Raw genomic sequence first — 13,938 nt, forward strand, 5'->3', positions numbered from 1 at the left:
AAGTCAATTGGTGTTAAAATCGAGCTCGTCCAAATCGGATGGTATAACGCTGAGATTAAAATTCCGACAACCGCGGCATTCACACCCATGATCGCCCCTTTAATGTTCGGGTTATTTCGTAATTGATCCCAATACGGTAACGCGCCGAGTATCAGTAAAAATGCGGGTAAGAAAATCGCAATCGTTGCGATGAGTCCGCCTAGCCATCCGTTCATCACTGCACCGATATACGCAGCAAATGTAAAAAGTGGACCAGGTACTGCTTGAGTGGCACCGTAACCTGCTAAAAATTCCGCTTCACTTAACCAACCTGTCGGTACAAATTCTTGTTCTAATAGTGGTAACACGACGTGCCCTCCACCAAACACTAATGCGCCTGAACGATAAAAGCTATCAAACATCGCAATCCAGTATGATCCAGTCGTTTCTCTTATAACCGGTAACATTACGAGCAATCCGAAAAACAGAATAAGACAAGCCGCTGAAAATCTTTTACTTATTGGAAATCTAGTGCTTAGTACTTCATCTTTGTTATGATTTTTATAAATTAAAAACCCGATTACACCAGCAATTACTATCACACCAACTTGAGTAAAAGCAGCCGGCCAAAGCAGTGTAATAATTAACGCAAATAAAGCGAGTGCTTTTCGATTTAAGTCTGGCGTTAAACTTTTTGCCATACCGATAATTGCATGTAAAACGACCGCAACTGCAACAATTTTTAGCCCGTGAATCCACCCGGCATTTGCAACGTCAAACTCTGTTAAAAATAAAGCGAATAAAATCAGTAAAAGTACGGACGGGAGTGTAAACCCAATAAAAGATACGATTCCACCGAGAACACCTCCACGCATCACACCGATACCAATTCCAACCTGACTACTCGCGGGACCTGGTAAAAACTGAGATAATGCAACTAAATCCGCGTAGCTCTTTTCGTCCATCCATTTTCTTCTACGGACATACTCTTCGTGAAAATAACCGAGATGTGCAGTCGGCCCACCAAATGAAGTTAAACCGAGACGCGTAGATACAATCAAAATTTCTAAAAGTGACTTCACACTACTACGTTTATCTTTATTCATCACTCTCTCCTTTAAAAACTATATAATCTAGCATCGATAGTTATCGTTTATTTTATCTGTTTCCAGTCAATTAAACTTTATATTTACATAATCTTTACAAAGATTTTTGAAGAGACCATGTATACTTTTATATATTAAAAAAGCATGATCTAAATTAATTTAGATCATGCGACGTCATTTTTTCTAACTCTTTCTTTTGTCTTTCTTTAACTTGTTTTCTACCAGCGCTAAACTGACCAAGTAGAAACAGAAGTCCGACTGCTGTAATTAATACCTCCGCTAAAACATTTACATCTGTTGTAAATATAATAGTCCCTCTCCAAACTAAGAAAACAACTGGTAATATTAACCCCCAAAACTTACTATGTCTCGTACTTAAAAAGAACTGTAATCCTAAAAAGGCTGCTATAATTAACACATCATAAATTGACCCAAAACCAAACACTATGAATTCTTCCTTTCTTTTTTATACTTTTCAATAATTAACTTTGCTTCTTCTAATTCAATTCGATCATCAATTGACAACTGTTTAATAAAACTGATAAAATCTTCATTTTCAATTTCATCGTGCAATTTAATTTTTTCAATTAAACGGTCTAGCTTAATGCGAACTGTCGGATATGATACACCATACATTTTAGCGACTTCTTTCAAAGAGCCCGAGAGCAACATAAACTTTTTTATAAACTCCAAGTCTTCTTGCTCTAACGATAAAATCCAATTTGGTATGTTATCTCTTTCCACAGCACTCGACCTCCTTATTTCTAATTAAATCTTATCATGTATGTTTAATTTTGTAAAATAAATATTTAATAAAGTTAAATTTTTATTTTACTTTTAATTAAATAAGATTAATTTTAGCTAATTAAATATGTAGCTGCTTCATTTCAAGTTGGCTATCTTAAAGAAAAAGACCCAACATTCCTCTCATAGAAATGTTAGATCTCATGGTAATTTTATATCTATATTATTTACTATTCATTTATTAACTTCCAGTGTCCATCCTTAGCACTGCCAACATACTTTATTATTTCTTTATCCGTTAGAATCTTCAAATCTCTTTTTATTGTTCTTTCTGTCACTTTAAATTGAATCGACAAATCTAAAGCAGTTACTTTTGGATTGTTTTTTAATATTTCTAAAATTCTTTTACGCCTATCATTTGGTTTTAATTTTCGTTGATTGTTTTGGGTGACATTTTGGGTGACATTTTGGGTGACATTTTGGGTGACATTTTGGGTGACATTCTCATTATTGTAATTCATATTCCAAAGTATGGTTGTAAAAGATGTTTCTGTAGATGTAAATTCTGGATGAAGTCTTTCGTCATAATTTCCCGCTATTTTATAAGATTCAATTATTTTTCTAAGACCTGATCCACGTCTTTCCATTAGACCTAGTCTTGCAAATACATCCGCTATAATTGGATTCCTTCTTGTCGAAGAAATGTTTAAAGGATTAAGATCTTGAACAAAAGTACCATCACACATTCCACCCGGTGAAAATATTTCCACTCTATTATCATAGATGCTTATGTGTACTTCGCTTCCTGTTACTAAATAATCTCTATGAATCAAAGCATTTACAAGTGCTTCTTGTATCGCTCTTTCGGGATACTCTGGATATTCTTCTCTAAAAGTAGGTCCTTTTATCCACATTTTTTTGATATTTCTTTTTACAAAGTCTAAACTTGCTTTTAAGAGATATATTAAGTTTCCTTCAAACTCAACATCATCTATAGCATCTATTCTACCGTTGGCTTTTGTTAAACCATTCCACCTTGTACAAAACACTCTAGATTGATAAACTTGATAACCATCTGCAAACAACAATCCTGCATTTGTTATAGTGTTATCATCATTAACAAGTCCAAACGATTTTAAATCTGTACTATGAAATTCTGTTCTCGTCCTATTTTTGTATTCTAAACTTAAATCATGAAACGTAACATCTTCTAATTTCTTACTTGTCCTAAGTAAATCATAGCTAAGGTGTTCTCCTTCTAGTGTTAGGTTAAATAAATCTAAGTTATTCGCTGGAACGCTCTGATTACCTATTCTTTTATAAGCTATTCTTGAGCCATTATCAACTACGAAGTAAGGTGTGTTTTTCCCTGATGAAATACTTAAAATTAATATAAACTTGTTTTCAATTTCGATTATTTCCATATCAAATTCTGGATTTGGCTCCATCTTATTTTTTATGATCTCACTAATAGTTTCTGAATCCATTTTGTAATCCTCGAGACCAAGAACTGTATTATCCTCTTGAACTCCAAATATTAACTTACCACCTTTTCCATTTGCAAAAGAAGATACAGATTTTAGCCATGATTTAGGCCTTTTTACTTCTAACCTTTCTTTTTTATCATAGAAATTGGTCTCACCAATGTAATCCTTTAGGTTCAAAATAATCCTCCTCTCATTTAAACAATTTAAAAAAGTATAATATTATTTAATGTTTCCTTACGACTTCCATTATAACCTTCTCTTCCATATCTAGCAGTTCTTTTTTCATTTCGATTCCACCTGCATAACCGATGAGATTTCCGTTTGTTCCAACAACTCTATGGCACGGTATGATTATCATTATTGGATTTTTATTGTTTGCCATCCCTACTGCTCGGCTCGCATTTACGTTACCTACTCTAGTTGCAATTTCTTTGTATGTACGTGTTTCACCGTAAGGTATACGCGCGAGTTCGTTCCATACTTGCTTTTGGAATTCTGTCCCTTCAAGTTCATAGAAAATATCAAACGATGTTCTGTCACCATTCAAATATTCCATAATTTCACGGTATACACGTTCAGTAAACTCTGTCTTTCTGCCGTAATCGCTTGTTTCATCAATCTTCTTCACCATTGTTAGAACATTTTTCTTATAGCCTATTTTTAATAAGCCAAATGGAAATTCATATACAGCATAATCTAACCGTGTATTCTTTTTAATATTATTCATTTTTTTTCAACTGAGTTTTCCATTGCAATATTTAAATATTCAACATCAAACCCTGCACTATTGTACCCTTCTAGTATTGTTAAGTAGTACTCTTTACTCGGCAGATTTAGTGGTCTGCCTTCGTTCATAATATAGACCATCGCGTTTACTGGTTGATTATCAACAATAACTTCCATTACTTCTTTTCTATATAAATCTGGGTACTCTTCATAAATATCAAGTTCCTTTTCGTCATCCGGTGTAATTTGCCACACGAGAATCGGAACACTGTCACCTTTACACGGTTCAACTGTTGCAAAAGATCGGTTATCTGTCCCTCTAAAAGTAAGTGTGTGATCTTTAATTTCACTCTTACCAACCACTTTAGCAGTTGGACATCTTTTCGCCATTTGTTCAAGGTGTAAATTGGAACCATATGCAATATAATATTTAGTCATCATCTCAATCCTTCCACATGAAGTATATTCGTTTAGCTTTATTAATTATCTGGATAAAGTTTATCATCAACTTTAATTGATTTATTTTTGCTTAATAAAGACTCAATAAACTTGTTCTTTTCTTTAGGAGATACAATTACGGAATCATATCTCTTATACTGAATCTCTATTCTATCGATAGATAATGCTGGTCCTGCTAATAATGTTTTTGTAGCTCGTAATTTTTTAATACTTTTAATATCTATCGTACTTTTAAAAGGTCCGTTTTTAACTATAAGATTCTCATCGTCAATTTTATAACTTGTACCAAACCATAGCCATAATAGTAGTGCATTGTTTAATATTCCGACAATATATACCACTATATTTCGCTCAGTTATCATCATAAAAAACATTAAAATAATTACTCCCCAAATGGACACAGCAAGCCAAATATCTTTTTTAGATTTAAAGTTCAACACTTCACCTCCAATATATTAAACGAAAAACAAAATTGTGATCTATAGTTAATTTATAGTTTACCATTTGTATTTATAATTGTAATGTTATATTTTTTACACGACAAAAAAGCCCGGATATCAATCCGGGCTTAAGACATCTATTAAATTTTTTCTTTAATATACCAAGTTGGAATAGGATTACGCATATTGTCATACCAATTCAATACATCTTCTGCTTGGTTAAGCATCGTTTGTACTTCACTTCCCCCATATGAAATAGCCCACGGTATGGAGGACAGAATATTACTGCAAATATACAGGGCAAGTAACTTCCAAAATTCCATCGGTACTTCATTATCAAAATATCCATCTATTATGCCTGAAGCAAATATTGGAGAAGCTTGAACACACCATACAATACGATTAAACTCTTCCCAAGGATCACCAAAATCGTAACGGTTAAAATCAATTATAACTATCTTATTATTTTCAATCATCATATTGCCAATATGAAAATCTCCGTGATGAAAGGTTTGTGGTTTGTTTACAAGCAATTGACGGTTGGATTCTATATAGTCTATAATATCTTCTGCTCCGTCAAATTTAATGGGACAATCCTTATACATCTTGATTTTAGAATCCATCTTCTCATTGAATCGAGTTTCCCAATCAGATTGATTCTCCGGAGCTGAAATAGAATGGATGGCTTTGAGCATTCTTCCTGCCTCAAGACCAAAATCATACTTCTCACTGTTAGTTAGGTTAGGAATGACTTCTTCGGCATTTCTACCATCAACCCAAGTCTCAATGATATAAACCCCTTGATCACACTTTCCAAACTCAACTGGTTTACACATAGAAATATCAAGAGCGGCTAGCTGTTGCATCATTCGAAACATCTCTGCACGATTAGCACTTTCTTCTTCGGGGGCTATCCTCAAAAAGTATGTAACACCATCGTCCGCTGTAACACAATATTTTTTATCGCACGACCAACCTTTATTAATTGGTTCTTTAGAAATTAAATTTAGTTGTGACATAATTATATTTCACTTCTTTCAAGTAATGCCATCATCTCAACGTATCTTTTTCGTTTAGTTAATTTAATATGAATTAATATTTAATCGATTTATTTTTCATATATTCCAAAAATTCATCTATCGGCTTATCATTCCACTTCTTATTATGTACTGCACGATGACAATTTGCACACAGCATAATTAAGTCTATCTTTCTAGTTCTCCTTTTTCCCATATATAGTGGTAAAATATGATGTGCTTCAATAAATTCAATTTCATATGTTTTTTCGAATGAAAAGTTACAAGCTTCACAAAAAAGTTCCCCATGCTTTTTAATAAATTCTTTCTTTGCAATATTTATGATTTTTGAATTACGTTCAATTTGATAATGAGTACGATGGCGTTTCATTCCTTCTATAGTTTCATATTCATTCGCTAATTCATTATCATAAGTGAGGGCATCGTCTCTATCAAACTTTCCAATATATTTCATAAATGCTTCTTGTAAAGAATCTTTCACTTCCCAAATAAATAATTCCTTCTCATAATACCCATTAAAAAAATGACTCCAGTACCTTTCTTTTTTACTTTTATTCCTTAAATCAGTTTCAAAAGTATAGCCTTTTTTTCTTAGCCGTTTAACTGTTTGAGCCATAGATGTATTATATACTTGATATGGGCGTCCAGTAATTTCCGATATTTGTTTGGCTGATCCTTTACCATCCATTTCGAACACTAAAACATAGATTGCTTCCTGTAAGAAAGGTGTAAAACAGTCTTTCTCCTGTAACATCAGAATCCACTCATCGACAGTATAGTTTTTTGCATTTGTTGGATAGTAATCTAATTCTTTTTGCATATAAACCACCTACCATTCTTATATTTTCAATTCGCATAGTAAACTTATCTAGTCTATCAACTGTCCTACTCAAAATCTAATCCGTCAACTTAACCCCAAATTCTAGTTCTTACAACACCAATAACAAAAAGAGTTTCACCAATTTATTTTCATAAAACAAACTTAGGTGAAACCCTATATTCCTTATTACATCAACACTTAAAGTCATTTTATTCAACCACTCTTAACACTAATGCTACTAACTCTACCATGTGTCGACCTTAAGTTACAAAGTGATTTAGAGTGTGTGATTAGGTAGTTAGGATGGAAATTACATATTTATTCTATGATGTCTTAGTAATCCTATCTTCAACAATCCTTAAAATTCTTTTCATGCTGTAGGACTGTTCTAAATGGAAGTCTAGATTTTGTATCTTCATCCAAAATAAATTCATCTTTTAATGTGGTACTCAATTTAGCCATTACCATTCGATAAAAACTATACACATTTAATTGAGGATACCCTGCATCTCCTGATGAAATCCGGTCTTTCCAATCAACGTCCAATGAGGATTCTTTTTCAAAATAATCTAACTGAAACCCTGGGAACCTATCTGTAATTGCTGTGTACTTCCCAAAAAACAACAACCCTCCCACTGTTAAGTGATACTGACCGTCACCTTGTCTATCCTTTCTAAACGCTCCGATTTCGATTAATAAATCTTTGAAATCCATACTTCTATATCGTTCATTTTTTGTTTGCTCATATAAGGCCGTTCGATAAACTTCTAAATCATCAACGGATAAATCCGACAAATCATAATTGCTTAATAGCTCATTATCTGTCTCAGGTTGAGATCCCACAACTAACTCTTTATATTTATCCGGAGTTAATCGTCTATCACCTTCTCCAAGTCGTTCAAAAGCTAATTGAGGATTTCCCTTTAAATAAACTGGCTTCGATTGATAAGGTGCTTCCGATATTTTTATCATCATAATTTGAACACCATTATCACTATCTATAATTTTCACATCATTATCGTTGATGAGATTGATGCTTACTTTTTGGGGATTATTCACCATATTAAATAAATCATCTCTCATTTTTTCTGGTTGATCTATACCTACAACTTGCTTTGTTTTTTCATCCACACCAAAAATAACAATACCACCATCTGTATTTGCAAATGCGGAGTATGTTTCCCAAAAAGAATCGGGAATTTTGTTTTTAGCTCTTTTTAACTCTACATATTTCCCTTCAACAATTCCTAGTATTTCAGATTGTTTCACCTAAACCCTACATTACTGCACTTATATTGGTTAGAATCTTACACGATTTTCGCACGATTCACTCACGATTATTTTCATAACAAACCGCATCAAAACAAGATTTTCCGATTTTGTTCGCACGATTTTCGCACGATTCACTCACGATTATTTACTTCTAAATCATTATACCAAAAAGAGAGACACGGAACTATGCAATCCCCCATTCTGTAACATAGTTCGGCATGCACTTAAAAGTTAAAAACAGGACCCTCAGACATCTGGTAAGCGCCCAAGAACCCTGTCTCCTTATACGATTCATTTTTCAACCTTTTGAATCTTTACCACACACTTAGCGGTTCATTGTCTCTAATCATTTCCTCACTTCATTCATCCTTATTCGACAGCTATTGTAAAGGTCTATGTAATTTATTTTGTGCTTTTCACAAGTAATACCACCGTCTCTACATGGGACGAGTTGATAGAATTGATGTATTTGCGATTTTTAATGAAATAGTCGTATGCGGGAACATATCGACTATTTCGTACGTTCGTGGGAACATATCAACTGATTTTTTATGATAAAAATTTTTGGTTTTAATATTTTTATTTGACTATTAGAGCTGGGCAATTTACTCTTTTCATTACTTTATGACTTACGCTACCTAATACCATTTCTTGCAATGAATTGAGTCCCCGACTACCTATAACAACCATATCAACCTTTTCCTTATTTGCGTATTCAATAATAGTAGGACCAGGATATCCATGTAGTATTTCAAGTTTATATTCTATATTTTTCGACTTCACTTTTTCTTCTATTGGAGAAAGTATTTTGCGACGAGTATATTCAAGTTCTTCTTTTCCCTGTGAATGAAGAATTTCATTTTTAGATTTTGAATAATCAACAACATAAATAATTTCAATTCTACAATCGGAAATTAACGAAGCGATTTTCACCGCTTCATCAGTTGCTCGTAATGAGTTTTCTGATCCATCAACAGCTAGTAATAATCTTTTATACATTTTCAAACCTCCTATTTTATTAATTGTTTAATCTACATTATTATTCACAGCGAGTTTATGGAATATCTCTCTGCTTGATGTATCTAAACCAATGATAGTTACCTTATTATCTTTTTCTTGAAATTTAATCACTGCTTTATCAACTGCCCCTACAGCAGAGTCATCCCAAATATGTGAATCTGAAAAATCAATTGTTATATTTTTATTCTCCAAATTGAAATCAAATGACTTTAAAAAGTCTTCAGTTGATGCAAAAAACAACTGACCTTCCACTTCATAAATTACTTTATTATCTTGATGTTTATTTTTCACTTTTAACTTTGATATTTTAGCTACAAAGAAGATCGCACTAAGTATAACACCCGCAATAACACCCTTTGATAAATCATTGGTAGCTACAACTATTCCTACGGTTACCAACATAACAATAGAATCAGTTTTGGGAGCTTTTCTAAGATAAGTAAACGATGACCAATCAAATGTCCCTATTGAAACCATAATCATTATTCCTACTAATACAGGCATTGGGATTTGTATGACTAAGTCCCCTAATACTATAATTAAAAACATCAAGAATATCCCGGCAATAAAGGTAGATAACCTTCCACGTCCACCAGACTTCACATTTATAACAGATTGACCGATCATTGCACATCCAGCCATCCCACCAAAGAACCCTGTAACAATATTTGCAATACCTTGTCCTCTTGACTCTCTGTTTTTATCACTTTCTGTGTCTGTCATATCATCTACAATGGAAGCTGTAAGTAAAGACTCCAGTAATCCAACAATAGCTAACGCTAGGGAAAAAGGAAATACAATTACTAATGTTTCCAACGTAAATGGAACGTTTGGAATAAAAAACTCTGGCAATGTTCTTGTGATAGCTCCTAAATCACCGACAGTGCGTAAATCAACATTGGTATAAAGTGCTACGGCTGTCAATACAATAATTGCGATTAATGGAGCTGGAACAGCTTTGAAAAATCTCGGAAGTATATACACGATTGCTAATGTAATTGCTACAAATACATACGTCAAATTAGAAATCCCAATAAAGTGAGGTACCTGAGCCATAAAAATTAGAATCGCTAATGCATTTACAAAACCTATCATGACAGCTCTTGGTATGAATTTCATCACTTTAGCTACTTTAAATATACCAAATAATATTTGGATTACACCTGTTAGGATAGTTGCAACCAGTAAATAATCAAGTCCATGTTCTTTTACTAAAGGAACCATAAGTAATGCCATTGCACCAGTTGCTCCTGAAATCATTCCCGGTCGTCCTCCGACAAATGCTATAATTACAGCGATACAAAAGGAGGCATATAAACCAACCATGGGATCTACACCTGCTATGATGGAAAATGCAATTGCTTCAGGTATTAGTGCTAATGCAACAACAATTCCAGCAAGTATATCCCCTCTCACATTTGAAAACCATTCTCTTTTTATTTTCTCTAACACTTAAGTCTACACCTCTTCTGTTTAAATTTATTTTTTATCCCTCGAAAAATCCAAACTGACCTTAATAAAAATAGTTTAACACCTTTCGTCCCAAAATGGAACCATTATGGGAAATAACATATTATATTTTATGATATAATTATTAGGGCTTCTTTTTTAAAATAAAGGGGTGTTTAATATGTTGATTGGTTATATAAGACCTGAAAGTGATGATGATAATTATAATAAACAAATAACAACACTTCGTGAAATAAATTGCGATAAAATAATTATCGAAAATCATTCTTCCGCAAAGAATCGAACTAAACTTAACGAAATGATCCATACACTTGAACAAGGTGACAAAATAATAATCACTAAATTATATTCGCTAGCGGACTCTACACTACATTTAGTCGAGCTATTACAGATGATTGAAGACAAAGGTGCCTACATAAAATCAATTAGAGAAGATATTGATACGAGCAATGAAAGTGGGTATCAATTTAGTTATATTGTAAAACATCTAGTTGAATTTCAAAGTGATGTAATTAGCGAAAAGACCAAGAAGGGATTAAATAAGGCAAAACAAAGAGGAGTTACTGCCGGAAGACCACGATTACCTGATGAAAATGTAAAACGTGCTATTAATATGTATCAAAGTAAAAAATATAGCCTATCTGAAATAAGAAATGAAACTGGTATTAGTAAATCTACCTTATATAGATATCTTGAAAGTTAATCATCATTCTACATTCAAAGAAACAGTTTAATCCTATATTGTTAATTTAAACTAACGTAGCATATTCTGAAAATACGCTGCGTTAGTTTTTATTTTATATTGCTATTTCCTTTTCAATACCCGATTTAAACTCAATCGTTAAATTCCTTTTATGAATCGTCACTCTTTCAATTAACTGCCTTACAAGCAGGTCATCGTATGTTTCAAGTTGCTGCGGTTGCTCTTTTAAATACTTTGTCATTTCTACAATCCGCTGTCTAAGTCCTTCTCGCGCTACGTTTTTCATCATGACTTCCTGCTTCAGTTCCCGCAATCGATATATTTCTTCGTAAGGTACTCTGTCCCGATCCACACGTTGTCTGATGTTTTCTTCTGGTATCCAAAAGTATGGCAATATCACATATTTATCATCTTCATATTCTGGTGGAAAGATTAAAACAAATGCGGTTATATCTGTTGTCGATGATAAGTCTAAACCCGCATAGCACTCTCTACCAATTAAACTTTCAGGGTCAACTGGCAAACCACATCTGTCCCACTTTTCCATTGGCATCCATCTGACAGATTGCTTTACCCATTGATTCAGTCGTAACTGCCTAAATAAGTTCTCCTCAGCTGGATTTTGTTTCGCACTTTCACATGCTTGTTCGACTTTCTCAATATCAACTGTAATTCCTAGTGATGGATTTGCCTTCTTCCAAACTTCAGGGTCTGTCCAATCATCATCTTCCTCTGCACCATAGATAACAGGATAAAAAGTAGGATCTATTTTTCTTCCCTCAAGTACATCTTTTGCTTTCTGATGTACTTCGTAACATATTGAATACTGGTCATTTCCTGCAGTTGTGATTAAGAAATACAATGGTTGTTTCCTTGCGTCCCCTGAACCATGAGTCATAACATCGTATAGCCTTCGGTTCGGTTGTGCATGTAACTCATCAAAAACTACCCCATGGACGTTCAATCCATGTTTTGTATAAGCTTCCGCAGATAACACTTGATAGAAACTACCCAATGGTTTATAAATCAATCGTTTTTGTGAAAGGACGGGTTTAAATCGTGCCTTAAGTGCGGGTGATTGTTCCACCATATCAACTGCAACGTCAAATACAATCGATGCTTGTTGCCTATCCGCAGCACATCCATATACTTCTCCACCATGTTCAAAGTCACCACATGTTAAAAGTAAGGCAACCGCAGCGGCAAGTTCTGACTTTCCTTGTTTCTTAGCTACCTCAATATAGGCAGTATTAAACTGTCGATAACCATTCGGCTTCATCGTCCCAAATACATCTCGAATAATCTGCTCCTGCCAATCTATCAAATCAAAGTTTTTTCCAAACCATTCACCTTTTGTATGTTTTAAATAACTTATAATGTTTACCGCCATATCAGCAGCATCCTTATCGTAGTAAGATTGTTCAGCTTTAAAGATTGTTGGTTTATAAATTTCTAGCTTTCTAATTATAACCACCCCCTTAGCAAATAAAAAAACTAAATGAATTTATAAAGTTTTGCACGACAAAAAAGCCCAGATTGCTATCTGAGCTTAAGACATCTATTTAATTGTTCCACAATCTGTACCCTTTTGCAGAACAATATTCACTGTTTAATTCACAATTTATGTGTTAAAATAACTTTAGGTTTAACAAGGAGGAATTTAAATGGGTAATTGTTCATTATTTGTAATTGACTTCTCCATTTTCGTCTAAGTTTTAACACTTAAAACGGAAGGAGAATTAGCACTTGGGTATTTTTAGCATTTTTGTAATAAATACAGTTCATTATCAACCAAATGAAAAATAATTGGTTATAATGAATTGTTAATATAGAAAATTCATTATAACCACATTGGAGTGGGTTATAATGAACAAAAAAGAGATAAAATTTAGTCAAAACTTTATTACCTCGAAACGACATATAAATAAAATTATGAGTAATTTAGAATTAAATAGCGATGATAATGTTTTTGAAATTGGTTCAGGAAAAGGCCATTTCACACTAGAACTGGTTCAAAAATGTAATTATGTAACAGCTATCGAGATAGATTCAAATTTATGTATTCAAACACAAAATAAAGTTACAAATTACGATAATTTTCGAATTATAAATAAGGATATATTACAGTTCAAGTTCCCAAACAACAGAACATATAAAATCTATGGTAATATACCTTATTATATAAGTACGGATATAGTACGAAAAATTGTCTTTGAAAGTAATGCAACAGTTAGTTACTTAATAGTCGAGGAAGGATTTGCTAAAAGGCTACTCAATACAAATCGTTCTCTAGCGTTACTTTTAATGACTGAAGTAGATATATCCATATTAAGTAAAATCCCTAAAGAATACTTTCATCCAAAACCTAAAATTAATAGTTCTTTAATTATGTTAAAAAGACACCCATCAAAAATATCACACAAAGATAAAAAAATATATAATAATTTTGTTATGAAATGGGTTAACCAAGAATACAGAGAACTATTTACTAAAAACCAGTTTAATAAAGCCTTAAGTTATGCAAAAATAAAGGATTTAAGGAACATTAACTTCGAACAATTTTTATCAGTATTTAATAGCTATAAATTGTTTAATAACTAAGTGACAAATTCCTTAGCATTTAATAAAAAGGATTGCCATCTTGATGTGCTACCCAAAAGTTGGACTTTTGGAAT

General features: G+C 33.0%; 16 protein-coding genes. 3 read left to right on the top strand and 13 right to left on the bottom strand.

Annotated features, from left to right (window positions below):
- The 12 genes from HMPREF3029_RS01385 to HMPREF3029_RS01440 all read right to left on the bottom strand — a co-directional run.
- Positions 1 to 1,085, bottom strand: a 1,085-nt coding sequence (locus HMPREF3029_RS01385) for a chromate transporter (RefSeq protein WP_070709336.1), incomplete at its 3' end; no start/stop codon positions are given.
- A gap of 154 nt (positions 1,086 to 1,239) precedes the next feature.
- Positions 1,240 to 1,530, bottom strand: coding sequence for a hypothetical protein (locus tag HMPREF3029_RS01390; RefSeq protein ID WP_083314940.1), 291 nt, complete (start codon positions 1,528 to 1,530; stop codon positions 1,240 to 1,242).
- Positions 1,530 to 1,829: a DUF2089 family protein gene (locus tag HMPREF3029_RS01395; protein WP_070709338.1), complete on the bottom strand. Its 300-nt coding sequence runs from the start codon at positions 1,827 to 1,829 to the stop codon at positions 1,530 to 1,532. Before HMPREF3029_RS01395 ends, HMPREF3029_RS01390 begins: the two co-directional genes overlap by 1 nt.
- A 230-nt stretch (positions 1,830 to 2,059) precedes the next feature.
- Positions 2,060 to 3,493, bottom strand: coding sequence for an AlbA family DNA-binding domain-containing protein (locus HMPREF3029_RS01400; protein WP_070709340.1), 1,434 nt, complete (start codon positions 3,491 to 3,493; stop codon positions 2,060 to 2,062).
- Positions 3,494 to 3,539: 46 nt separating this feature from the next.
- The gene (locus HMPREF3029_RS01405; protein WP_070709342.1) at positions 3,540 to 4,043 is read right to left on the bottom strand and encodes a methylated-DNA--[protein]-cysteine S-methyltransferase; all 504 of its coding nucleotides are present in this window, start codon (positions 4,041 to 4,043) and stop codon (positions 3,540 to 3,542) included.
- On the bottom strand, positions 4,040 to 4,483 hold the full coding sequence (locus tag HMPREF3029_RS01410; RefSeq protein WP_070709345.1) for a gamma-glutamylcyclotransferase family protein: 444 nt from the start codon (positions 4,481 to 4,483) through the stop codon (positions 4,040 to 4,042). The genes HMPREF3029_RS01405 and HMPREF3029_RS01410 overlap by 4 nt, the downstream gene beginning before the upstream one ends.
- Before the next feature lie 38 nt (positions 4,484 to 4,521).
- Complete coding sequence (locus HMPREF3029_RS01415; protein WP_070623590.1) at positions 4,522 to 4,938, bottom strand: PH domain-containing protein; 417 nt, start codon at positions 4,936 to 4,938, stop codon at positions 4,522 to 4,524.
- A 143-nt stretch (positions 4,939 to 5,081) separates the two neighbouring features.
- Positions 5,082 to 5,960, bottom strand: a complete 879-nt coding sequence (locus HMPREF3029_RS01420; RefSeq protein WP_070709347.1) for an aminoglycoside phosphotransferase family protein — start codon at positions 5,958 to 5,960, stop codon at positions 5,082 to 5,084.
- Between the two features lie 73 nt (positions 5,961 to 6,033).
- A complete protein-coding gene (locus HMPREF3029_RS01425; RefSeq protein ID WP_070623599.1) occupies positions 6,034 to 6,798 on the bottom strand; it encodes an HNH endonuclease in 765 nt (254 codons plus the stop codon).
- Between the two features lie 348 nt (positions 6,799 to 7,146).
- Positions 7,147 to 8,067 (bottom strand): AlbA family DNA-binding domain-containing protein, encoded by a 921-nt coding sequence (locus tag HMPREF3029_RS01430; RefSeq protein ID WP_070709349.1) that lies wholly within the window; start codon positions 8,065 to 8,067, stop codon positions 7,147 to 7,149.
- Between the two features lie 582 nt (positions 8,068 to 8,649).
- Positions 8,650 to 9,069 (bottom strand): universal stress protein, encoded by a 420-nt coding sequence (locus tag HMPREF3029_RS01435; protein WP_068128761.1) that lies wholly within the window; start codon positions 9,067 to 9,069, stop codon positions 8,650 to 8,652.
- 27 nt (positions 9,070 to 9,096) lie between these two features.
- A complete protein-coding gene (locus HMPREF3029_RS01440; RefSeq protein ID WP_070709350.1) occupies positions 9,097 to 10,542 on the bottom strand; it encodes a SulP family inorganic anion transporter in 1,446 nt (481 codons plus the stop codon).
- A 178-nt stretch (positions 10,543 to 10,720) separates the two neighbouring features.
- On the opposite strand from HMPREF3029_RS01440, the gene HMPREF3029_RS01445 reads away from it, so the two are divergent.
- Positions 10,721 to 11,263 carry a recombinase family protein gene (locus HMPREF3029_RS01445; protein WP_070456258.1) on the top strand — a complete coding sequence of 181 codons (543 nt, stop codon included), beginning with the start codon at positions 10,721 to 10,723 and terminating at the stop codon, positions 11,261 to 11,263.
- Between the two features lie 94 nt (positions 11,264 to 11,357).
- On the opposite strand, the gene HMPREF3029_RS01450 is transcribed toward HMPREF3029_RS01445, so the two are convergent.
- Complete coding sequence (locus tag HMPREF3029_RS01450) at positions 11,358 to 12,728, bottom strand: terminase large subunit (RefSeq protein WP_083314941.1); 1,371 nt, start codon at positions 12,726 to 12,728, stop codon at positions 11,358 to 11,360.
- Between the two features lie 281 nt (positions 12,729 to 13,009).
- Between HMPREF3029_RS01450 and ermCL the strand changes: the two genes are divergently transcribed.
- Complete coding sequence (ermCL, locus tag HMPREF3029_RS09200) at positions 13,010 to 13,069, top strand: 23S rRNA methylase leader peptide ErmCL (protein ID WP_123317386.1); 60 nt, start codon at positions 13,010 to 13,012, stop codon at positions 13,067 to 13,069.
- A gap of 60 nt (positions 13,070 to 13,129) precedes the next feature.
- On the top strand, positions 13,130 to 13,864 hold the full coding sequence (gene erm, locus HMPREF3029_RS01455) for a 23S ribosomal RNA methyltransferase Erm (protein ID WP_070458552.1): 735 nt from the start codon (positions 13,130 to 13,132) through the stop codon (positions 13,862 to 13,864).
- Positions 13,865 to 13,938: the final 74 nt, after the last annotated feature.

The sequence above is a fragment of the Nosocomiicoccus sp. HMSC059G07 genome, from assembly GCF_001815515.1.
GTDB classification, from domain to species: domain Bacteria; phylum Bacillota; class Bacilli; order Staphylococcales; family Salinicoccaceae; genus Nosocomiicoccus; species Nosocomiicoccus ampullae_A.

Coding starts and splice junctions, on each gene's coding strand:
- HMPREF3029_RS01445 (WP_070456258.1), top strand. CDS start 10,721: ATGTTGATTGGTTATATAAGACCTGAAAGTGATGATGATAATTATAAT.
- HMPREF3029_RS01405 (WP_070709342.1), bottom strand. CDS start 4,043: ATGAATAATATTAAAAAGAATACACGGTTAGATTATGCTGTATATGAA.
- HMPREF3029_RS01420 (WP_070709347.1), bottom strand. CDS start 5,960: ATGTCACAACTAAATTTAATTTCTAAAGAACCAATTAATAAAGGTTGG.
- HMPREF3029_RS01410 (WP_070709345.1), bottom strand. CDS start 4,483: ATGATGACTAAATATTATATTGCATATGGTTCCAATTTACACCTTGAA.
- erm (WP_070458552.1), top strand. CDS start 13,130: ATGAACAAAAAAGAGATAAAATTTAGTCAAAACTTTATTACCTCGAAA.
- HMPREF3029_RS01435 (WP_068128761.1), bottom strand. CDS start 9,069: ATGTATAAAAGATTATTACTAGCTGTTGATGGATCAGAAAACTCATTA.
- HMPREF3029_RS01425 (WP_070623599.1), bottom strand. CDS start 6,798: ATGCAAAAAGAATTAGATTACTATCCAACAAATGCAAAAAACTATACT.